This is a genomic window from uncultured Pluralibacter sp., assembly GCF_913775985.1.
In the GTDB taxonomy this organism is placed as follows: Bacteria; Pseudomonadota; Gammaproteobacteria; order Enterobacterales; family Enterobacteriaceae; genus Pluralibacter.
The window spans coordinates 41,827-64,254 of sequence record NZ_CAJYMB010000125.1; the positions used below are offsets into that span (position 1 = coordinate 41,827).

Consider the following 22,428-nt stretch of genomic DNA (forward strand, 5'->3'; position numbering starts at 1 on the left):
TCCTGTCTCCGCAATTAGTAGGTACGCACTTTCGGCGGGAATGCCGGACGCAGCTTAGGCTCCATATTGACGCTTCGACGCGTCATGGATTCCGTTTGCGGCTGGTACAGGGAGTGGCAGAGCCAGTTTTCATCATCACGGTCCGGATAGTCGAAGCGGCTGTGGGCCCCGCGACTTTCGGTACGGAAATTCGCTGAAACGGCGGTGGCGTAGGCAGTTTCCATCAGGTTATCCAGCTCAAGGCACTCGACGCGCTGGGTGTTGAAATCGCTTGAAGTGTCGTCCAGGCGGGCATTTTTGAGACGCTCGCGGATCACTTTTAGCTGCTCCAGCCCTTTCGCCATCGCGTCACCTTCGCGGAATACTGAGAAGTTATGCTGCATACACTCCTGCAGCGCCTTACGAATGCTCACCGGATCTTCACCGCTGCGGGTATTGTTCCAGCGGTTGAGACGGTCCAGAGATGCTTCAACATCCGATTCACTTGCGTCGCCCAGACTTCCCTGCTCTGCAATAGACTCCTGCAGATGCAGACCTGCGGCGCGACCAAAGACCACCAGATCGAGCAGCGAGTTGCCGCCGAGGCGGTTAGCGCCGTGCACCGATACGCAGGCGATCTCACCAACGGCGAACAGGCCCGGAATGACAACATCTTCACCCTTCTCATTCACGGTCAGCGCCTGGCCGGTCACTTTGGTCGGAATACCGCCCATCATATAGTGGCAGGTCGGGATAACCGGAATCGGCTCTTTCACCGGATCGACGTGGGCGAAGGTGCGGGACAGTTCAAGGATACCCGGCAGGCGGGATTCCAGGACTTCTTTACCTAAATGGTCAAGTTTAAGCTTGGCGTGCGGGCCCCACGGACCATCGCAGCCGCGGCCTTCGCGGATTTCAATCATGATGGAACGTGCCACCACGTCGCGGCCGGCCAAATCTTTTGCATTTGGCGCATAGCGCTCCATGAAGCGCTCGCCGTGCTTATTCAGCAGGTATCCGCCTTCACCGCGGCAGCCTTCAGTCACAAGCACGCCGGCGCCGGCGATGCCGGTCGGGTGGAACTGCCACATTTCCATATCCTGCACCGGCACGCCGGCGCGGATTGCCATGCCAACGCCGTCGCCGGTGTTGATGTGGGCATTGGTTGTGGACTGATAAATACGGCCCGCGCCGCCGGTGGCCAGCACTGTTGCGTTCGCTTTGAAATAGACCACTTCACCGGTTTCGATACACAGCGCGGTACAGCCAACAACGGCGCCCTGCTGGTTTTTAACCAGATCCAGCGCGTACCACTCAGAGAAAATGGTGGTGTGATTTTTCAGGTTCTGCTGATACAGCGTATGCAGCAGCGCGTGACCGGTACGGTCAGCCGCCGCTGCGGTGCGCGCAGCCTGCTCGCCGCCGAAGTTTTTTGACTGGCCGCCGAAAGGACGCTGATAAATACGACCGTCATCTAAACGGGAAAAAGGCAACCCCATATGTTCCAGCTCGAGAATAGCTTCCGGGCCGGTTTTACACATGTATTCAATCGCATCCTGGTCGCCAATGTAGTCTGACCCCTTTACGGTGTCATACATGTGCCATTCCCAGTTGTCTTCATGGGTGTTACCGAGCGCAACGGTAATACCGCCCTGCGCAGAAACAGTATGGGAACGAGTTGGAAAAACTTTAGAGAGCAGCGCGCATGTCTGGCCGCTCTGGGAAATCTGCAGCGCCGCGCGCATACCTGCGCCGCCGGCACCAATTACAACAGCATCAAATTCTCTGACTGGCAGTTTCATTACACACCCCACACCACAACAAATCCATAAATGACGTAAACCAGCAGAGCGACAACAATGATCAGCTGCAGCGGCAAGCGAATAGCCACTGGTTTAACGTAGTCGGTTAACACCTGCCACATGCCGATCCAGGCATGAATCAAAATCGAGAACAGAGCCAGCAGGGTGAAAACTTTGGTGAAGGCGGAAGAGAAGAAACCCGTCCAGACTTCCCAGGTCAGCGTGCCGTGGGTGGCAAAAAAGCCGACCATATAAATGATGTACAGAGTCAGAACGATAGCGGTGGCACGAACAAGGATGAAGTCATGTACGCCGTTGCGTCCCAGTGCTGAGGCGTTGCTTACCATACGAGGACTCCTGCGAGAAGTGAAAGCACGACAGTGATAACAAAAGAAATAATGGCGGACCGTTTGCCGGCCTCTAATGTCTCTTCCAGATGACCTGTGTCCATCAGCATATGGCGAATTCCACCCACCGCATGGTAGGCCAGCGCGGTAAGAATGCCCCAGATAATGAACTTAACGAAGAAGCTGCCCATGATTGAACTGGCAGTGATAAAACCTTCAGGAGAGGAGAGACTGGTGCCCAGCAGCCAGAGCAGAATACCGACCGCTACGAAAGTGATAACGCCGGAAACGCGGTGGAGAATGGACGCTATCGCCGTGATTGGAAAGCGGATCGTTCGTAGATCCAAATTGACAGGTCTTTGTTTTTTCACATCTTTTATCATGAATAACGCCCACATGCTGTTCTTATTGTTTCCTTCCTCCGGTCTGCATGCGGTCAGACAGCGTCGTTTCTATAACTGCGCGTCATGTAAAAACTCCAATTCAGGAGCTAAAACGACACATTAACAACGCTGGGTGGCTCGGGATGCAGGGTATTCCGGAGACCTGGCGGCAGTATAGGACGTTCACAAAATCATTACAATTAAACTACATATAGTTTGTTGGGTTTTATGCGGAACAGTGATCATCATCACGGTTACAACAATATTTTAAAAATTAATCATCTGGTTTGACAAATATTAAACATTATTGTTACAACCATCACCGAAGATGTCATATAATGCTTAAAAGTTATGGGGTCACTATTTCACCTGACAATAAGTTATGCAACAGTGAGAAAGTGTTGACCGACGTAACCCGGACAGTTAATAGTGATAGTCAGGTTTGAATAAACGGACTGCTAACTCCCTGATTTGCTGTATTTTCACTGTGGAATGAACGTATACCTCAGGCGCCCTTGCTCTGTACCCTGGTTTACATTCTTTCACGGAGCTGTGAGCCAAATAACAAATTGGTAACGCCATTCCACAGACTGGAAGCAAATCCGGCATCCGGCAGTCTTAAGCATAAGGCGCTAAGGAGACCGTAAATGGCTGATAAAAAGGCAAAGCTCACTTTTGGTGATGCTGCTATTGAGCTGGATGTGCTAAGTGGCACGCTGGGTCAGGACGTAATTGATATCCGCACGCTGGGTTCAAATAATGTGTTCACCTTTGATCCTGGTTTTACTTCCACAGCATCGTGCGAATCAAAAATCACCTTTATCGACGGCGATGAAGGTATTCTGCTGCACCGCGGTTTTCCCATTGATCAGCTGGCGACAGAGTCCAACTATCTGGAAGTCTGCTACATCCTGCTGAACGGCGAAAAGCCAACCCAGGCAGAATTTGACGAATTTAAAATCACCGTCACCCGCCACACGATGATTCATGAGCAGATTACCCGTCTGTTCCACGCCTTCCGCCGCGACTCTCATCCAATGGCGGTTATGTGCGGTATCACCGGCGCGCTGGCGGCGTTCTATCACGACTCGCTGGACGTAAACAACCCGCGCCACCGCGAAATTGCCGCCTTCCGCCTGCTGTCGAAAATGCCGACGATGGCGGCGATGTGCTACAAATATTCCATTGGCCAGCCGTTCGTCTATCCGCGCAATGATCTCTCCTACGCGGGTAACTTCCTGAACATGATGTTCTCCACGCCGTGCGAAGAGTACGTGGTCAACCCGGTTCTGGAACGCGCAATGGATCGTATCCTGATCCTGCATGCCGATCATGAACAGAACGCCTCTACGTCAACCGTGCGTACCGCCGGCTCCTCCGGCGCGAACCCGTTTGCCTGCATCGCGGCCGGTATTGCTTCTCTGTGGGGACCGGCGCACGGCGGTGCAAACGAAGCGGCCCTGAAGATGCTGGAAGAGATCAGCACCGTTGAGCACATTCCGGAATTTGTTCGCCGCGCGAAAGACAAGAACGACTCGTTCCGCCTGATGGGCTTTGGCCACCGCGTGTATAAAAACTACGATCCGCGCGCCACCGTGATGCGTGAAACCTGTCATGAAGTGCTGAAAGAGCTGGGCACTAAGGACGACCTGCTGCAGGTTGCCATGGAGCTTGAGCATATCGCGCTGAACGACCCGTACTTCATCGAGAAGAAGCTGTACCCGAACGTCGACTTCTACTCCGGCATCATCCTGAAAGCGATGGGCATTCCGTCTTCTATGTTTACCGTCATCTTCGCAATGGCCCGCACCGTCGGCTGGATCGCCCACTGGAGCGAAATGCACAACGAAGGTATGAAGATTGCCCGTCCGCGTCAGCTGTACACCGGCTACGAGCAGCGCGACTTCAAATCCGATGTGAAACAAAAATAAGCAGCAATGTCGTGAACCCAACGCGCCTTCGGGCGCGTTTTTTTATGCCTATTTCTGACAGTGCGGACACCAGTAAAACGGCCTTGAGGAGAGCATAATGCGATCGATAATACCGCCGCAGCGCTCGCACTTCTTGCCTTCGCGGTGAAACACCTTAAAGCTAAAGAGCGCGCCGTGATGCTTATTGTTATCCACTTTGCCGCGCGTGCGATAGGAGAGTCTCGGGATCTCCAGCAGCGCGTGGGAGAATCTTTCAAGCTGGGACGGCGTTAACTCACTGGCTTTGTGCCGGGGCGCCAGCTCGCAGTGCCAGAGGATCTCAACCCGCAGATAGTTTCCCAGTCCCGCCAGAAAAGCCTGATCCAAAAGCAGGCCGGAAAACTGCCGGTTGCGAAAGCGCTTCGACAAAAGACGCTCCCGAACCTGCTCCGCAGTGAGCTGCATATCCAGCACGTCGGGCCCGACCCGCAGCAAAAAAGGGTGTTCCGCCAGCTGCTCTGGGGTCAGGATGGCTATTTCAGAGGCGCTATAAAGCAGAATAGCCTTATCGGCGGTCTCAAGCCTGACGCGCAGGGTTCTGCTGGTCTCCGGCTCTTCACCGCTTTTCACCACCCGCCAGACGCCGTACAGCTGATTATGGCTGTAAAGCGTTAATCCACCAGAAAAGTGGGTCAGCAGCGCCTTACCGCGGGTTTCAATACTGGAGATGGTTTGCCCTTCCAGCGCCGATTCATACGACTTAAGCTGACTGAAAGCGAACCATGCTCGGGTCAGCGGTTTCCCTTTTACCGCTGCTTCAAGGTGATCCGCCGCGCGGCGGATCTCCGGTCCTTCAGGCATACAAACTCCTTAGTCTTGCTGTTCTAATCGCCAGGCGAGCTGCTCAAGATAGCGCTGCCTGTCCTGCTTTGCCTCGAGGGCCTCCTCCAGCGTACAGGGAATAAAATGGATCGGCTGCCCCAGCGGCACCTGCGCCATTTGATAGAGATCGGCTTCGATCACGCAGGCGATGCGCGGATAGCCGCCGGTAGTCTGGGCATCGTTCATCAGCACAATCGGCCGTCCGCCGTGAGGCACTTGAACCACGCCGGGGAGCAGCCCGTGAGAAACCATCTCGCGCGTGGCGGTGCGCGTCAGCGCCTGGCCGTTGAGCCGGTAACCCATTCGGTTGCTCTGAGGATCGAGGTGCCAGGGCGCGCCCCAGAACATCCGCTGCGAGCGGGCGTCAAACTCCTGATATTCCGGGCCCGGAAGAGCGCGAATACGGTTGCCGGGCAGCAGCAGCTTCACGCCCTGCGGCCGGCTGAACGCGCGCCGTGCGGGCAGTAGTTCAAGCCGATCGCCGTCGCGCAGGCGGCGCCCCTCAAGACCGCCGATACCGGCGTTAAGATCGGTACTGCGCGATCCCATCACCACCGGAACATCGATACCGCCCGCCACCGCCAGATAGCTGCGGATCCCCAGTTTGGGCCGCCCGAGCGCCAACGTCTGCCCTGCCTTGGCCCGGGTCCGCCAGCCAATCCACACCGGCTGTCCGTCGAGGGCGGCTTCACAGGGCGCGCCGCTGAGTGCGAACCAGCTCTCCCGCTCGAACGTAACAACCGCCTGACCGAGGGTTATCTCAAGGGCTGCCGCGCCTGGATCGTTGCCCACCAGCAGGTTAGCCACCGCCAGTGCGGGAGCATCCATTGCGCCGCACAGGCCAACCCCGGACTGGCGAAAACCGCTGCGTCCGGCATCCTGCACGGAGGTAGACATCCCGGCGCGAATGATATTTAGCATACGCCCTCCTTCTGCGGCACAAAGCGCACAATGTCGCCCACCCGCAGCAGCACCGGCTCTTGCCTGCGCGCGTCAAAGAGCGCCAGCGGCGTACGGCCTATCAGTTGCCAGCCGCCCGGCGTATTCAGAGGATAGATGCCGGTATGCTCGCCGCCGATGCCTACGCTGCCGGCGGGAACCTGAATACGCGGCTCCGCGCGACGCGGGGCGTGCAGCGCGGCGGGAAGACCGCCGAAGTAGGGAAAGCCCGGCTGAAAGCCGATAAACCACACCTGATAATCTGCGGAGGCGTGCAACTCAACGACCTGTCTCGGACTCATGCCGCAGTGCTGCGCCACCTCCGCCAGGTCAGGACCTGCCTCTTTGCCGTACACCACCGGGATCTCGATGCGCCGGCTTTCGGGCTCCAGCGCCCCGCACTCTTCCCACCAGCGCTGGAGTTTCTCAATAGCGTCCAGCGCCCGCGCCTGCGGATCCTGCAGGATGACGGTAATATTATTGGCCCCGGGGATCGCTTCCAGCACTTCAGCATAGCCCGGCAGCCGCTGGGCAAGGCGCCAGATGCGCTTTTGCCCTTCCAGCGTTACGGGAGGTTCCAGCTCAAGCACTACCGCAGTTTCACCTAACAGATAACAACGCGCTCGCTGCACTTTACGTTCTCTTCATCAGGCGGGATTGGGGATATCAATAAAGGTGACGTCCAGATCGGTAGTTTCATTGAGCCACTGGCCCAGCGCCCGGACACCGCCCCGCTCGGTGGCGTGGTGGCCGGCGGCGTAAAAGTGCAGCCCCTGCTCCCGCGCCGAGTGGATAGTCTGCTCGGAGACTTCGCCAGTGATAAAGGCGTCAACCCCAAAGCGCGCCGCGGCGTCAATAAAGCCCTGACCGCCGCCGGTGCACCACGCAATACGGGAAACAGTTTCCGGCCCGGTATCGCCGCACCACAGCGGCTTGCGGCCCAGCCGCGCCTCGATCCACGAGGCCAGCTCAACGCCGGAAACCGGCATTGAGAGCTCGCCCCAGGGCACCAGCGGTTCAATGTCGCCGCAGATAGTAATCCCGAGCAGCGCCGCCAGCTGGGCGTTATTGCCCAGTTCCGGATGGGCGTCCAGCGGCAAATGCCAGCCGTAGAGGTTAATGTCGTTAGCCAGCAGGGTCTTAAGGCGCCGGCGCTTCATGCCCTGGATCACCGGCGACTCGCCTTTCCAGAAATAGCCGTGGTGCACAATGACCGCGTCGGCCTGCAGGCGCACGGCCTCATCGAGCAGCGCCTGGCTGGCGGTCACGCCGGTAATAATCTTTTTTATCTCCTCGCGGCCTTCAACCTGCAGGCCGTTCGGCGCATAGTCGCTAAAAGTGGCGCTGCTGAGCTTGTCGTTAATCAGCCGTTCCAGTTCACTGTTTTTCATTATCGCTCCTGACATCTCCATCGTGATGGCGAATACGATAGCGCCCGCGGCGGCAACCGTCGACTTCTACCTTCTGCGTCAGGCTTTTCTGGCCGCTTCATAGGCGGCAAGCGTCTCTTTTCTCGCCCGGGCATGATCGACAATCGGCTGCGGATAATCCAGCGTCACGCCCTCTTTGGTCGCCCACTGCCACGGCGTGTGGATCCATTTATCGGGCACCTCCGCCAGGGCGGGCAGCCACTGGCGAATAAATTCGCCCTTCTTATCAAAGCGCTCGCCCTGGGTGGTGGGATTGAAGATGCGGAAATAGGGTGCGGCGTCGGTGCCGGTAGAGGCAGCCCACTGCCAGCCGCCGTTGTTAGCCGCCAGATCGCCGTCGATCAGCTGCGACATAAACCAGCGCTCCCCTTCCCGCCAGTCGATCAGCAGATCTTTGACCAGAAAACTGGCGACGATCATGCGCAGGCGGTTATGCATCCAGCCTGTCTCCGCCAGCTGGCGCATGGCGGCATCGACGATCGGATAGCCGGTCTTCGCTTCCTGCCATGCTTTGAGCCGCGCCTTATCGGTGGACCATGCCACCTTTTCCGTCCAGCCAATAAAAGGCCGGTATTTGCATAATTCAGGGTGATAAGTCATCAGGTGGCGGTAGAACTCGCGCCAGATCAGCTCATTGAGCCAGACCGCACCGCGCTTGCCCTCCAGCGCCCCGGGCTGTTCCGCCAGCAGGCGATTCAGGCACTGGCGCGGCGAGAGCACGCCTGTGGTGAGGCACGCTGAAACCCGGCTGGTGCCTTCCACCGCGGGAAAATCGCGCTGCTGCTCGTACTCTCCGGCCCCTTCCTTACAGAACTGGCGCAGGCGATCGATCGCCGTTTTTTCATCCGCTGCAAACAGCGTTTCGGAAAAGGCCGCCTGCGGATAGTTAAGTTTAAGGGTGCCGATGTCCTTCACCGTAGCCGGATGTTCACGTTTCTCCGGGGCCGGTACGCAGTCAGGAAGATCCTCCTGCAGCCGTTTCACAAAAGCATTTTTAAAAGGCGTAAATACCTTATACATCTGGTGATTGCCGGTCATCACGCTGCCGGGCGCCAGTATCACGCTGTCGTCAAATCCCTGACAGGCCACCTCTTTCAGCTGTTTTTCCACCTGCGCATCGCGCAGGCGCTCGTTGACTTCATACTGATAGTTGTAAAAAAGATGGCTGACGCCATGCCCGGCGCATACCCGCTCAACTTCGCTCGCGGCGGCGGCAAAATCAGGCACTTCCCGGAACAGCAGCGGAATGCCCTTCTCTTTCAGACTTTCCCGTAAACCGTGCAGGTGGCGCTCAATAAAGGCCGCCTGCCGGGGCGACATACCGTGCGTTTTCCACTGTTCCGGCGTGGCAATGTACAGGGCCAGCACCTTTGCCTGCCGATCCCGGCAGGCGGCGGCGAGGGCCAGATTATCATGTAGACGCAGATCGCTGCGAAACCAGACCAGATGGGTGGCCATAACGCTCCTGTTGAATCGATATCCGTTGTCAGAAAATTAATTAATGGCCGTAGCGCAGGCGCAGCGATTCCGGCCAGGGATCGAAATAGCGCTGGTCGGCCAGATAAGCATCGGGATACTCCGCCATATAGTGCTTAATCAGCGTAACCGGCGCCAGCAGCGGCTGCGTGCCCTGCCGATAGCGATCGATTAGGCCCGCCAGCTCCTGGCGCTGGCGGCTGTTGAGCTGTTTACGGAAATAGCCCTGGACGTGCATCAGCACGTTAGTGTGGTTGCGGCGGCTGGAGGGCAGCGACATCAGCGCCATCAGCCGCTGGCGGTATTCGACGAAGAACTCATCCAGCGAGTCCCAGTCGCCAATCGACGCCACAAAACGCCCCAGCTCGCGGTACAGCGGCTGAGAGTGGGCCAGCAGCAGCAGTTTATAGCGGCTGTGAAACGCAATCAGCGCCCCGCGTTTAAGACCGCTGTCGCGCAGAGCGTGAAGCTCATGCAGGGCGTACACCCGCTCGACAAAATTCTCCCGCAGGTGCGGATCCTGCAGACGGCCGTCCTCTTCAACCGGCAGCCACGGGAAAGCATCCATCAGCATTTGCGTATAAATGCCGCGCCCCGCTTTACGATTATTCTTGCTGTCGGCGTCGTAGATGCGCACTCGCTCCATCCCGCAGCTCGGGGATTTAGCACAAACAATGTAACCGCACAGCCCTTCAAAGCGGGCGATTCGCTGGCGGGTAAAATCGCGCATTTTTTCGGTGAGATCCCCCTCTCGCCCGTCGCTAAAGCGCAGCTGCATGCCTTCCTGCTCGTCTTTAACCAGCCGCAATGCCGGGCGCGGCACCGGCAGGCCAATGGCCATCTCCGGACAAACAGGCTCGTAGCGCACCCAGTTTGAAAGTTCGTTGACGGCGAAATGCAGCCGCTTGTGGCCGCCGTCAAAACGTACGGACTCTCCCAGTAAACAGGCGCTAATACCGATTGGAATTTTAGTGTTCACGATGACTCCTTTATGTCTCATAAAGAAGTGTAGACGCTATTGTTACCAGAAAAGTCGGATATTGCGGCCGCCCCGGACGAAGCGGCCGGAGAGTATTACAGCAGGCCGATCTCCCGTGCGGTACGGTCAACCGCGCGGCGTGTCTTCTCCACCAGTTCATCCAGTTCTGCATGGGTTGCAACCAGCGCCGGGGCCATGATCATCCGGCCAAGGGTCGAGCGAATAATCACGCCCTCTTCAAACCCGATGGTGCGGCAACGCCAGGCCAAATCGTTCTCATTGGCATAGCGCCTGCGCGTCGCTTTATCTTCAGTAAACTGCAGCGCCGCGACCAGTCCGGAACCCTGTATTTCACCTATCAGCGGGTGCTTGTTGAAGACTTCATGCAGCGCTTTTTGCAGATACGGACCGCTGTCATCCCGCACGTTACTGACGATATTTTCGTCACGCAGCGCCTTAAGGTTGGCAATGGCCACCGCGGCGGCCACCGGGTGGCCGGAATAGGTAAGCCCGTGGGCGAAAACGCCGCCCTCGTTCACCAGAGTATCGGCGATACGCTTGCTGAGCACGACGCCGCCCATTGGCACATAGCCGGAAGTCAGGCCTTTGGCGATGGAGATCGTGTCCGGCTCAAAGCCAAAGTACTCGTGTGCAAACCATTCACCGGTGCGGCCAAAACCGCCAATAACCTCATCGGCGCACAGCAGCACATCGTATTTTCGACAGATGCGCTGAATTTCGGGCCAGTAGCTCTCCGGTGGAAAAATCATGCCGCCTGCGCCCTGGAACGGTTCGGCAATAAAGCCGGCCACGTTCTCCGCCCCCAGGGCTAGGATCTTGTCCTCCAGCTGGCGGGCACAGCTGAGGCCGAATGCCTCCGGCGTCATATCCCCGCCCTTCGCATACCAGTAGGGTTCGTCAATATGCGCCACATCCGGGATCATGCCGCCCATCTCGTGCATCGGCTTCATTCCGCCCAGCGCGGCAGCGGCCAGCGTTGAACCGTGATAGCCATTCCAGCGGCCAATCATGATCTTTTTATCCGGCTTTCCCGCCACCTGCCAGTAACGACGGACAGTGCGGATCAGCGCCTCGTTAGCTTCAGAGCCAGAGTTGGTATAAATCACATGGCTGTAGTGTTTTGGTAGCAGAGTAAAAAGCAGTTCGGAAAGCTCGATAACCGCCGGGTGTGTGGTATGAAAAAACATATTGTAGTAAGGCAACTGGGCAAACTGCGCCGCCGCCGCATCCGCCAGATCCTGGCGTCCATAGCCCAGCTGGGTACACCACAGACCAGACATGCCGTCCAGATAGCGCTTGCCGTCGTTATCCCACAGATTAAGGCGATCGCCCTTAACCATAACCCGGGCGCCTTCGGCGTTCAGCGCTTTCTGATCGAGAAAAGCGTGAATGTGGTGGCTGGCATCGGCACGCTGATAATCGGGGGTGGAGCGCCGGGACGTCATTTTATTTTCCATTAACTCTCTCCAAACAGAATTTAATCGTATTGATGAGCGCCGCACACATTATTTATCAGCGTCATTTCCATTGCCTGGTGATAAAACCATGTCGACGTAAGTATTAATTCAGCGATATTTAGAGCAATACTACTATCGTAAACCCGCCATTAATTAAACATTATTTTTTATTGCTTATGCATATCATTTTTCTTGCGTTAAAAAAATCAAGTAACAGGTACAAAGAAATCATTAATTGCAAATACTCATTTCTGATTTACCTCACACGCTTTACTTAAATAAAGAAAATTAAAAGAATAACTCTACTCTTCCGCTGCATACCCCGCGGCGGGGAAGCGGACTTTTGCACGCCTCGACATCCAGTAATAGACTGGCGAAACTACAACCAGCCCTACGAGCCAGGAGATATCTGCGCCACCGAGCGCCATGGCAGCTGGCCCGGTATAGAGCGAGGTCGACATGAACGGGATCTCCACGGCGATGCCTAGCAGATAACAAAAGATGGCACAGGCGTTGAAGTATCCGTACACGCCACCGTCGCGGCGACATCATACTCACCGTGCGCCACCAGGTAGTAATCCACCAGATTGATTGCCGTCCAGGGCACCAGTACGTACAGCAAGATGGTAATGAAATTGGTGTAGTTCACCAGGAAATTATCCTGGCCGTACACTGCAATCGCCATTTCAATCCCAAGGGTAACGATGGCGGTAATGATGCGGGCCCGGGCCAGCGGATACCAGCCGGCAATAAACGTCTGTCCGAGCGTCAGCGTGCAGAGCACGCCACAATAGAGCATCATCGAATTCGTTGCGGCTATCCCCAGCGCAAAGACGATGATAACTACCGGCGCAATCGGCCCCGTCAGTGCCACAATACCCTGTAATACATCGCCGCCCGGCGCGGCGCAGACAATGACGATCCCCAGCACCATCGGCAGGAATGAGCCGAGAATACAGCCAAAATAGCTGGCGTAAAAAACGCTTTTATCATTGGTGTTGTAAGGCATATAACGCGAATAATCAGAAACATAGGGTGCATAGGCCAGTTGCCAGAGCGCGGCAATAGAAACCGCGCCCAGAAAACCCGCGGCGTTAAACCCGTTGCGGCTGAAAAAGTCATCCGGCAGGCCGTGCACCCAGAAGATCCAAACAAAGGCCGCGAACAGCACCGTGCCTGAAATCCACGACATTGTCCGCGCGTAGGTATGAATAATGCGGTAGCCAAATATCGTTGCCCACAGGCTTAAGGCCGCAACAATCGCGATCCCGATATCGGGTGAAACTGGGGAGTAAATTTGATGAATAGACTGCCCGCCCAGCACCAGGCTTGATGCTGTAAAGCCGATGTACATCAGTACAACAATAGACACCACCAGCACTGAGCCGTAAGAACCGAACTGGCCTTTGGTTTGTACCATCTGCGGTACGCCAAGCTTTGGTCCCTGGGCTGAATGTAGCGCCATAAACACGCCGCCGATCAGGCTGCCAATAAGCAGTCCCGCCAGCGCCCAGAGAAAGGAGAGGTGAAAAATTTGTACCGCCATCGCGCCGGTGATGATGGTCAGCAGCATGATGTTTGATCCAAACCAGATGGTAAACAGATCCCGCGGCCTGCCGTGACGCTTATCACGCGGAATAGGCTGAATGGTACTCAGTTCAAGATTTTCGGCGCTGCTATTTTGCGAAATTTTCATCGTTAATCTCACTCACAAAGTGTTCGGGAAAAACGTTATCATTCCTTGCGCACAAATGCGGGGGACCATTCCCTGTTTATTTTCGGCGTATTTCACGCTGATAGATAACTCTTATTTATTATCTCATTCAAGATGCTCATGACGACCATGCGCATTTATTTTCTACGTTTAACAACCATATTTAACACTGCCACATGAACCATCAATTCCCATCGCGGATTGATAAATAAAAATTTATAAAAGATTTGTCACGAATAAAATGCAGATATTAATCCTGCATCCACTGGCGAAGGTTTTCCAGCATTGCCATACACTGGTTTAGCTGCTCCTCGCTGACAAACTCATCGGGCTTGTGCCCCTGCTCCATGCTGCCCGGCCCGCATACCAGCGTGGCGATCCCCACCTCATCAAAAAGCCCGCCTTCGGTACCGAACGCAACCGTTGAGAAGTCATCGCTGCCGGACCACTGCATTAGCCAGCGGGCAAAGTCCGACTGAGGATCGGTCAGCAGTCCAGGATAGCGGCTCAGTACCTGAAAACTAATATCGCTGTCCGGTGCGACGTTACGCATGTTGCTGCGCAGTTCACCGAAGGCATACCGCTCCAGTGCATTAATAGTCCGTCCGGTGTCGTGTCCCGGTAAGTGACGAATTTCAAAATCAAACTGGCAGGACTGGGGCACAATATTCAGCGCGCTGCCGCCCTGAATAACCCCGACCTGGATAGTGCTGAAGGGCGGCGAAAAACGCGCATCCCGGCTGGCGGACAGTTCCTCGCCCAGTACAGTAATCCGGTTAATCACCTTCGCCGCGTATTCAATCGCATTGACGCCCAGGGGTGCATAGGCCGAGTGGCAGGCCAGCCCCTCTACGCAGCAGCGCATCGCCAGCTTCCCTTTGTGCCCGTAAACCGGGCGCATTTCGGTGGGTTCGCCGACAATGCACATGGCAGGCTTGTGTGCCGATGCCCGAAGGTGCTCCACCAGGCTACGCACGCCCAAGCATCCAACCTCCTCATCGTAAGAAAAAGCCAGCCACAGCGGCATGCGCAGCGAACCTGAAAGAAAATCCGGCAGCGCTGCCAGCACGCAGCCAATAAATCCCTTCATATCCGCGCTACCGCGGCCGTAAATCCGGCCATCACGTCGGGTGGCGCTAAACGGCGGTACCGTCCAGGATTGACCGTCTACCGGTACGACATCAGTGTGCCCGGAGAGCATTACGCCGCCATCTTCATCAGGGCCAATGCGGGCCAGCAGATTTGCCTTTTTACCCTGCTCATCGTAAAAGCGCCGGGTGATTATGCCCTTCGACGAGAGAACGTCGTCAATAAAGTCGATCATCGCCAAATTTGACTCCCGGCTGGTGGTGTCGAAAGCCAGCAGCCGGGCAAGCAGACTCTCCAGAGCACTATTCATCGCCGGGTACGCCGTAACCCGGGGCCTGGCGTGGATCCTGCGCCCTGGTCAGGTAGTCCTGCATCTGCGGCCTGTACGCCTGCCACAGCCGCGCCAGCTCGCCAATTGGATCCTCATCGCGCCAGTCAACGCGAAGATCCACCAGCAGCCAGGGCTGTTCACCCGCCACCTTCAGCGCCGCGGAGTGGACAGGCCCTGCCTCACCGCCTTTCGCCAGTCCGGCCTGCAGGGCCGCCATAAGACGATCGGCTAGATCGCCAGGGCACGCCTCAAAGGTCGCGACCATTGCGTCTATCACGCCAGGGTTTGCCAGCATATTGCCGGCTGCCACGCAGTCATTTCCGCGAACAATATGATGTGTTCCCAGCGTTTTCTCGCCGCTAAAGGCAGCAATATTACCCGCGGCATCAATGGCAACCACCTGCCGCCAGGCGCTAAACGCATCCTCTGCCAGCGCCTGCGCCAGCGCGCTCTGCACGCCGCTGCCCTCTTCCAGATGCGCCAGCGTGCGGATCCCCAGCAGCGGCAGCGTAATATTCTGGCTGGAGACGGCACCTGTCATCGCCGCTACCCACGGGCAGCGTGCACCTACCGCAATACTTGAGGAGCTAATCGCAATCCCAAGCTGTCCGGTTCTGGCGCATCGCGCCGTTACAGAAAATGTCATCCCCGCTCCTTATTGCGTGGTCCAGCCGTCGGGAATGACGGCGATAATGTCAATCTCCGTCAGCCACTGCGGCTGTGCCAGCGCGGAGACAACCAGCCCGGTGGAGATGGGAAACACGCCCTTGAGCCACTTGCCCACTTCCCGATAGACCGGCTCGCGATAGCGCGGATCGATAATGTAGGTGGTCGTTTTAACAATGTGGGAGAGGTCGCTTCCCGCCTCTTCCAGCAGCTGCTTAACGTTTTTCATTGCCTGCTCTGCCTGCGCCTGCGGGTCGCCGAGTCCGACCAGATTGCCCTCAAAATCAGTGCCTACCTGACCACGGACGTACACGGTATTCCCCGCGCGTACCGCCTGGCAGAGATCGTTATCCAGCGTCTGGTTCGGATAGGTCTCTTTGGTATTAAACATGCGAATACGGGTGTGTGTTGGCATCTTTAGATCCTGATTAAAGTTAGCGTGAGCGTTTAACGATCCTGCTTATCCGCCGGCGGCAGATAAGCGCTGTACTTGCGCTGGGTGGCAATATGATCGGCAATATGTTTTGCGTCATGCCAGACGCCCCAAATAAAGGTCGAGCCCCGGCGCGAAAGCCACGGTAAGCCCAAAAAGTAGATCCCCGACTCGCTGGAAACGCCGCGCTGGTGCTGTGGCCTGCCGCTGGCATCAAATGCCTGAACATCCAGCCAGCGATAATCAACGGCGTAGCCTGTAGCCCAGATAATGGTGCTGATGCCCGCCTCGTGGAGATTAAGGGATGACAGCGGTGCGGTCATACACTCGGGATCGGGTAAGAAGTGCCGCGCCTGCTCCTCGGTGGGAAAATCGAGGCCGTTGCGGGCGATATAAGCATCCGCAGCATCCAGCAGCGAAAGATAGTTTTCGTCGCCGCGGCGGATATTGTCCGCAAGGTTGGCGGCAAACGTCACCTGTCCGCTTTCGTCGAAGGCCTCAGTTACGCCCACGAGGTGGATCCCCTGATGCGCCAGCTGGCGAAAATCAACGGTATGACCACCTCGCGCCCCGCTGACGGCAATAGTGACGTGCTCTTTACCCGGCGCGCTGGCGGAGGCATCCCACAGTCCCAGCACGCCAAGCCACCAGCAAAAATCGCGTCCGCGATAGGCGCGCGGTGGTCGATCGTGCGGCCCCACCGACAAATACACTTTTTTCCCGGCGCGGTTAAGTTCATCGGCAATCTGCACGCCGGACGATCCCGCACCTACCACCAGCACCGCCCCTTCCGGCAGCTGCTGCGGATTGAAGTAATGGGCAGAATGGATCTGATACAGCGCGTCGTCCTTCGGCGCGATGGAGGGGATGACCGGCGTCTGAAAGGGGCCGGTTGCGGCGACAATTCGCTGGGCCTCTATCACACCTTCGGAGGTTTCAACAGTGAAACCAGGGCGTCCCTGATTGCGCACGACCCGCGTCACCTCAACCCCGGTGCGCACCGGCGCTTCAAATTTGCGGGCATAGGCTTCAAAGTAATCTGCTACCGCGTCTTTGCCGACAAAGCTGTCCGGCGCGGCGCCCTCAAATACCATCCCCGGGAAACGGTCGTGCCAGGCAGGGCCGTTGGCCACCAGCGAGTCCCAGCGCCCGGTGCGCCAGGCCTGCGCAATGCGGTGCTTTTCCAGCACAAGGTGCGGGATACTGTTTTTGGTCAAATGTTCGCTCATGGCGACACCCGCCTGTCCGGCGCCTACAACGAGGGTATCAATTACGGTTTTTTCAACGGTCATTTTTATATCCTTCGACTGGCAGTTACTCAGGTGTCACCAACCACCTCACCGGGGATAATGTTATGCAACCGTTAAAAAAGATAAATTATTATAAAAATGGGGATTAAGAATAAATTTATGAGGCTCGGGCAAGCAAACCTGCCAACGGCGTGAAGGCAGTCCTGCTGCTGTGGGTTATGTCATCGGCGGCAAGCCCAAATCGACACTGCGGCAATAATCCATAAACAACCGCGTAGGCCGGGTCGGCTCGCTGTTGCACAGATATGCCATTGCCAGCTGGGACGACTTCATTTCATCCATAATCTCAACGCACTTCACCGACTGCCCATCGTAAGTCACCGGTATTATCGGCCGGGTTACCAGGAGCGAAAATCCCAGCCCCTGGCCAACCATACAGCGCACCATTTCAATGGACGGCGAGCTGTAGGCTATCGCCGGCGAATAGCCCTTTTCGCGGAAGATGTTGATGAAATAATGTTTGCTGGGCACCACATCGAGCAGAATCATCGGCTCAGTGCTCAGCTCTGCCAAAGTAACCCGGCTGCGGCTGGCGAGTGGATGCCCGGCAGGCAGCAGCGCGTAGGGTTTTTCCGGGGCATTAAGATGCTCCTTGCTGATGGTGCCATCGAGATCCAGATCGTAGAGAAACGCGAGATCAAAGCGCCCGCGCTGAAGTCCGTGGGAAATCTCATGCTGCTCGCCGTCGTGTACGTGGAGAGTAATGTCCGGGTAGATTTTTTTAAATCCGGCGATCAGGCGCGGCATGTACAGCGGCGCGGCAGTTTCAAAGCAGCCCACCGATACGGTACCGGACACCATATCGTTGTCAGCGCGGGAATTTTGTTCGAACTGCCAGGCCAGCTGGAGCAGCGTTTTAGCTTTCTCATAGAAGCGTTGCCCGCTGGGCGTAATAGAAACCCCCTGCGCGTGGTGGCGAATGAAGAACTGCTGATCGAACATCTCCTCAAGGGTTTTAATGGCGATAGAAATTGAAGGCTGGGCAATATGCTGCTGGCGACTGGCCTCGGCAATGCTCTGACATTCAACAACGGCGATGAAATATTTGAGCTGTTTCAGCGTGAAGTGGGGCATAGATAACCTTATTTTTTATTATGACTGCAAAGCACCTGAACACATTTAGCCTGAGCACCGGGCACCCGCAAGCGAGTCATCACCGCTTTGCGAGCGGAAACGTTAAAAAAATGTAAATTCAACATTTTCCAAAAGTACATCTGCAATTGAACAAGGTGCTTAACAGACAATACTTTTTGCACTGTTAAGAACACAAATAATGAATACTTATTCCGCTCTTCACGCCTTAGCTCACGGGAGTCGCGCTCTGCCCTCATTTTTTATTGGTCGTTCCTCTCTTTTTCATCGTTTCTCCCGGCAGCCAACTGCGGCACTCTGTTCTGAGTTAACAAACCAACAACATTTTGCCGCTTCACCGGAAAATACCACGCCGAACAAGAAGGAAATCGCGATGCACGACAGACCGTTCTGGGAAAAGAAACTGCAGGAACAGCGCTTTATCCGTCACGCCATCATTGCAGGCCAACCGTGGGTAACCCGCAGCGGAAAAACGGTGCCGGTGGTGGATCCAGCCAGCAATCGGGTTCTCGCTGAGGTCACCGCCTGCCAGTCCGCGGATATTGACGCCGCGGTAGCCTCGGCGCGTGATACTTTCCAATCAGGCGTATGGGCAACGCCGGCCCTGCGCAAAGCGGCACTTTTCCGCCTCTCTCAGCTGATCCTTGAACATCGGGAGGAGCTGGCCCTGCTGGAAAGTGTCAGTATGGGTAAGCCGGTTAACGATGCGCTAACCATAGATATTCCCGGTGCCGCAGCGGTTTTCAGCTGGTACGCCGAGAGCATTGATAAGCTTTACGATAGCGTCGCGCCCACCGCGCCCGGCTCGCTGGCCACCATTACCCGGGCACCGGTGGGCGTGGTTGCCGCCGTGGTCCCGTGGAATTTCCCGCTGGATATTACTGCCTGGAAACTGGGCCCGGCGCTGGCTGCAGGCAACTGCGCAATCCTGAAGCCCTCGGAGAACTCGCCTTTTACGGCGCTGCGGCTGGGCGAGCTGGCGCTGGAGGCGGGTATTCCGCCGGGCGTACTTAATGTTGTTACCGGGCTGGGTACGGAGGCGGGCGCCGCACTGGGGTTACACAACGATATCGATGTCATAACCTTCACCGGATCGACGGCGGTGGGAAAAGCGTTTATGCAGTATTCGGCCCAGTCTAATCTCAAACAGGTGTGGCTGGAGTGCGGAGGTAAAAGCGCCAATATCATTTTTGCCGACTGCCAGGATCTGGAGCGGGCAGCGGAGAAAGCGGCTTTCGGCATCTGCTTTAATCAGGGCGAGGTGTGCTCCGCTAACTCTCGTCTGCTGGTGCAGCGGGAAATCTATCCCCGCTTCATGGATATCCTTATCGGCAAGCTCGCTGACTGGATGCCGAAGCACCCGCTCGATCCCCATGCCAGAATGGGCGCGATGGTCAGCGCGGCGCACAAGCAGAAGGTGATGGATTTTATCACAAAGGCTCAGCGCGAAGGTGCCACGCTGCTTGCGGGGGGCCGTGATACCCTCATTGAGGGCGTAGCGAACTACGTGCAGCCTACAGTACTCGGCAACGTTTCAGAGTCAATGAGTATCTGGAAAGATGATGTATTTGGACCGGTGCTGGCCGTACGCGCCTTCGACAGCGAGGACGAGGCCATTGCGCTTGTCAATAACCATATATATGCCCTTGCAGTTTCGGTGTGGACCGACTCTCTGCGCCGCGCGCATCGGGTGGCCGGGCGGCTCTGCGCGGGAACGGTATCCGTAAATACCGTTGACGCACTCGACGTTACGGTTCCCTTCGGCGGTAACCGACAGTCTGGTTTTGGCCGTGATTTATCCCTGCACGCCTTTGACAAGTTCACTACCTTAAAAACAACCTGGTTTCAGCTCAGTTAGTTAAAGCCCAGACAGCAAAATGCCGACCCGGGGTCGGCATTTTTACCTTTTTTGCAGCGCGGCTTAGTAGAAGTCGCAGGCCACTTTTTCTGCCTGATCCATCCACACCGGTTTATCGCTGGTTTTTGACCATACGCGATGCAGGTAGCTGTAAAAACGACTGCGGTCTTTCCAGAACAGCATCACCGGCAGGGCCAGGATACCGGCGACCACGGCGAAAGCGCGGCGCATAAATACAACGTGTGCTGGATACTCTTTGTACATAGTCTCTCCCCTCTTACAGGCCGGCAATCTACGCCGGTAAATATTGTCTGGCTAAAATAGTAACGCTCTGTTTGTAATTTTACTACTCATCCGACCACTTTTTTAGCGTCTTTTTGTGCTTATTTCAGCCGGATTAGGTAACTAAGTTACATAAAAGTTAAATTAATACTAACCATTAGTAAATAAATGGCTTTGGCGCTCTTTATACTTTTTTTACATCCCCGCCCGCGTTTTTTGCGACATCTTTGCAGCGTAAATTTTACTGTTTCTTCCGTTCATAGATAACGGAGGTGAACCGTGGGCGCAGGCGCTATTGCCGGCATCGTGCTGGTACTTTTATTAATGGGCTATCTGATTTACGCCCTGCTCAATGCGGAGGCCTTCTGATGGCGGCTCAGGCATTTTTACTGCTAGCCAGTTTTTTACTGGTGCTGCTGCTCGCCGCGCGTCCGCTGGGCACGCTGCTGGCAAAACTTATTGCCGGCGAGGCTCTGCCGGGGACAGCGCGGATCGAGCGCGGGCTTTGGCGCGCGCTGGGTGTTGCGCAGCAGGAGATGGGCTGGCGCCAGTATCTGCTGGCAATTTTACTTTTCAACGCGGCGGGCGGCGTGCTGCTGTTCGCTATCCTGATGTGCCAGCATCTCCTGCCTTTTAATCCGCAGGATCTTCCCGGCCTGTCGTGGGATCTGGCGCTTAACACGGCGGTAAGTTTCGTTACAAACACCAACTGGCAGGCCTACGCCGGGGAAAGCACCCTCAGCTATTTCAGCCAGATGGTCGGTCTGACGGTGCAAAACTTCCTTTCTGCCGCCACCGGTATCGCCATCGCCTTTGCCCTGATCCGCGGCTTTTGCCGCCGCAGCGCGGAGACTGTCGGTAACGCCTGGGTGGACATCGTGCGCATCACCCTGTGGGTGCTGCTGCCGCTGTCGCTGATTATTGCGCTGGTCATGATCCAGCAGGGCGCGCTGCAAAACATACTGCCCTATCAGCACTTCACTTCGCTGGAGGGCGTTAAAGGCGTACTGCCGATGGGACCGGTAGCCTCGCAAGAAGCAATAAAGATGCTCGGCACCAACGGCGGCGGGTTCTTTAACGCCAACTCCAGCCATCCTTTTGAAAACCCGACGGCCCTGACCAACGTCATTCAGATGCTGGCGATCTTCCTGATCCCGGCGGCGCTCTGTTTTGCGTTTGGCGACGCGGTGAAAGACCGCCGTCAGGGACATACGCTGCTGTGGGCGATGACGCTGATCTTCGTCGCCTGCGCGGCGGTTGTGATGTGGGCTGAGCTGCGCGGCAACCCGCACTTTCTGACGCTCGGCGCCGACAGCGCCGCCAATATGGAAGGGAAAGAGAGCCGCTTCGGCATTCTCGCCAGCAGCCTGTTTGCGGTTGTCACCACTGCCGCCTCCTGCGGCGCGGTTAACGCGATGCACGACTCGTTTACCGCGCTGGGCGGGATGGTGCCGATGTGGCTGATGCAGATTGGCGAAGTGGTGTTTGGCGGCGTGGGTTCAGGCCTGTACGGGATGCTGCTGTTTGTCCTGCTGGCGGTATTTATCGCCGGGCTGATGGTGGGGCGAACCCCGGAGTATCTCGGCAAAAAAATTGACGTGCGGGAGATGAAAATGACCGCGCTGGCCATCCTGGTCACCCCGGCGCTGGTACTGCTCGGCACCGCCCTGGCGCTGATGACCGACGCTGGTCGGGCGGCAATCTTCAACCCGGGCATCCACGGCTTTAGCGAAGTGCTGTACGCCGTCTCGTCGGCGGCCAATAACAACGGCAGCGCCTTTGCCGGGCTCAGCGCCAACTCGCCGTTCTGGAACTGTCTGCTGGCATTCTGCATGTTCGCTGGCCGCTTCGGCGTCATTGTGCCGGTGATGGCGATCGCCGGTTCGCTGGCGGCCAAGAAAAGCCAGCCCGCCAGCCCCGGCACGCTCCCTACCTGCGGGGCGCTGTTCATCGGCCTGCTGATTGGCACCGTCATTCTGGTGGGTGCCCTGACCTTTATTCCTGCGTTGGCCCTGGGGCCGGTAGCAGAACACCTTATTCAGCTGTAG

General features: G+C 56.6%; 20 protein-coding genes and 1 pseudogene. 4 read left to right on the top strand and 17 right to left on the bottom strand.

Annotation, left to right across the window (positions count from 1 at the left end; genetic code table 11):
• Positions 1–14: 14 nt before the first annotated feature.
• Genes sdhA through sdhC form a run of 3 tightly spaced genes read right to left on the bottom strand, consistent with a single transcriptional unit; the run spans position 15 to position 2,526 of the window.
• Positions 15–1,781, bottom strand: a complete 1,767-nt coding sequence (gene sdhA, locus QZ766_RS15300; RefSeq protein ID WP_297203380.1) for a succinate dehydrogenase flavoprotein subunit — start codon at positions 1,779–1,781, stop codon at positions 15–17.
• Entirely contained in the window at positions 1,781–2,128 is a 348-nt protein-coding gene (gene sdhD / locus QZ766_RS15305; protein ID WP_297203382.1) for a succinate dehydrogenase membrane anchor subunit, read from the bottom strand. The genes sdhA and sdhD overlap by 1 nt, the downstream gene beginning before the upstream one ends.
• Positions 2,122–2,526 carry a succinate dehydrogenase cytochrome b556 subunit gene (sdhC, locus tag QZ766_RS15310; RefSeq protein WP_297203384.1) on the bottom strand — a complete coding sequence of 135 codons (405 nt, stop codon included), beginning with the start codon at positions 2,524–2,526 and terminating at the stop codon, positions 2,122–2,124. Before sdhC ends, sdhD begins: the two co-directional genes overlap by 7 nt.
• A 632-nt stretch (positions 2,527–3,158) precedes the next feature.
• Between sdhC and gltA the strand changes: the two genes are divergently transcribed.
• A complete protein-coding gene (gene gltA / locus QZ766_RS15315) occupies positions 3,159–4,442 on the top strand; it encodes a citrate synthase (protein ID WP_297203386.1) in 1,284 nt (427 codons plus the stop codon).
• Between the two features lie 48 nt (positions 4,443–4,490).
• Here the strand turns inward: gltA and nei are convergent, their stop codons facing one another.
• From nei to QZ766_RS15380, 13 genes and pseudogenes are all read right to left on the bottom strand, one after another.
• The gene (nei, locus tag QZ766_RS15320; RefSeq protein WP_297203387.1) at positions 4,491–5,282 is read right to left on the bottom strand and encodes an endonuclease VIII; all 792 of its coding nucleotides are present in this window, start codon (positions 5,280–5,282) and stop codon (positions 4,491–4,493) included.
• Between the two features lie 9 nt (positions 5,283–5,291).
• A complete protein-coding gene (gene pxpC, locus QZ766_RS15325; protein WP_297203389.1) occupies positions 5,292–6,224 on the bottom strand; it encodes a 5-oxoprolinase subunit PxpC in 933 nt (310 codons plus the stop codon).
• Positions 6,218–6,874, bottom strand: coding sequence for a 5-oxoprolinase subunit PxpB (pxpB, locus tag QZ766_RS15330; RefSeq protein WP_297203391.1), 657 nt, complete (start codon positions 6,872–6,874; stop codon positions 6,218–6,220). The genes pxpC and pxpB overlap by 7 nt, the downstream gene beginning before the upstream one ends.
• A 15-nt stretch (positions 6,875–6,889) precedes the next feature.
• Entirely contained in the window at positions 6,890–7,633 is a 744-nt protein-coding gene (locus QZ766_RS15335; protein ID WP_297203393.1) for a type 2 GTP cyclohydrolase I, read from the bottom strand.
• 78 nt (positions 7,634–7,711) lie between these two features.
• Positions 7,712–9,130 carry a deoxyribodipyrimidine photo-lyase gene (phrB, locus tag QZ766_RS15340; RefSeq protein ID WP_297203395.1) on the bottom strand — a complete coding sequence of 473 codons (1,419 nt, stop codon included), beginning with the start codon at positions 9,128–9,130 and terminating at the stop codon, positions 7,712–7,714.
• Positions 9,131–9,170: 40 nt separating this feature from the next.
• The gene (locus QZ766_RS15345) at positions 9,171–10,127 is read right to left on the bottom strand and encodes a 2-thiouracil desulfurase family protein (protein WP_297203397.1); all 957 of its coding nucleotides are present in this window, start codon (positions 10,125–10,127) and stop codon (positions 9,171–9,173) included.
• Between the two features lie 95 nt (positions 10,128–10,222).
• Positions 10,223–11,605, bottom strand: coding sequence for an aspartate aminotransferase family protein (locus tag QZ766_RS15350; protein WP_297203399.1), 1,383 nt, complete (start codon positions 11,603–11,605; stop codon positions 10,223–10,225).
• Positions 11,606–11,907: 302 nt separating this feature from the next.
• A pseudogene (locus QZ766_RS15355) lies at positions 11,908–13,301 on the bottom strand (cytosine permease).
• Positions 13,302–13,569: 268 nt separating this feature from the next.
• Entirely contained in the window at positions 13,570–14,718 is a 1,149-nt protein-coding gene (argE, locus tag QZ766_RS15360) for an acetylornithine deacetylase (protein ID WP_297203401.1), read from the bottom strand.
• Positions 14,711–15,385 (bottom strand): DUF1028 domain-containing protein, encoded by a 675-nt coding sequence (locus tag QZ766_RS15365; RefSeq protein WP_297203403.1) that lies wholly within the window; start codon positions 15,383–15,385, stop codon positions 14,711–14,713. The genes argE and QZ766_RS15365 overlap by 8 nt, the downstream gene beginning before the upstream one ends.
• A gap of 9 nt (positions 15,386–15,394) precedes the next feature.
• On the bottom strand, positions 15,395–15,820 hold the full coding sequence (locus QZ766_RS15370) for a RidA family protein (RefSeq protein ID WP_297203405.1): 426 nt from the start codon (positions 15,818–15,820) through the stop codon (positions 15,395–15,397).
• Positions 15,821–15,852: 32 nt separating this feature from the next.
• Positions 15,853–17,130: an NAD(P)/FAD-dependent oxidoreductase gene (locus QZ766_RS15375; RefSeq protein ID WP_297203407.1), complete on the bottom strand. Its 1,278-nt coding sequence runs from the start codon at positions 17,128–17,130 to the stop codon at positions 15,853–15,855.
• Between the two features lie 174 nt (positions 17,131–17,304).
• The gene (locus QZ766_RS15380) at positions 17,305–18,222 is read right to left on the bottom strand and encodes a LysR substrate-binding domain-containing protein (RefSeq protein WP_297203409.1); all 918 of its coding nucleotides are present in this window, start codon (positions 18,220–18,222) and stop codon (positions 17,305–17,307) included.
• Between the two features lie 391 nt (positions 18,223–18,613).
• Here QZ766_RS15380 and QZ766_RS15385 point away from each other — a divergent pair, with 391 nt between their 5' ends.
• A complete protein-coding gene (locus tag QZ766_RS15385) occupies positions 18,614–20,098 on the top strand; it encodes an aldehyde dehydrogenase (RefSeq protein WP_297203411.1) in 1,485 nt (494 codons plus the stop codon).
• 63 nt (positions 20,099–20,161) lie between these two features.
• Here the strand turns inward: QZ766_RS15385 and QZ766_RS15390 are convergent, their stop codons facing one another.
• Positions 20,162–20,362, bottom strand: coding sequence for a YbfA family protein (locus QZ766_RS15390; protein ID WP_297203413.1), 201 nt, complete (start codon positions 20,360–20,362; stop codon positions 20,162–20,164).
• A gap of 297 nt (positions 20,363–20,659) precedes the next feature.
• Between QZ766_RS15390 and kdpF the strand changes: the two genes are divergently transcribed.
• Positions 20,660–20,749 (top strand): K(+)-transporting ATPase subunit F, encoded by a 90-nt coding sequence (gene kdpF / locus QZ766_RS15395; RefSeq protein WP_297203415.1) that lies wholly within the window; start codon positions 20,660–20,662, stop codon positions 20,747–20,749.
• Positions 20,749–22,428: a potassium-transporting ATPase subunit KdpA gene (gene kdpA, locus QZ766_RS15400; protein ID WP_297203417.1), complete on the top strand. Its 1,680-nt coding sequence runs from the start codon at positions 20,749–20,751 to the stop codon at positions 22,426–22,428. Before kdpF ends, kdpA begins: the two co-directional genes overlap by 1 nt.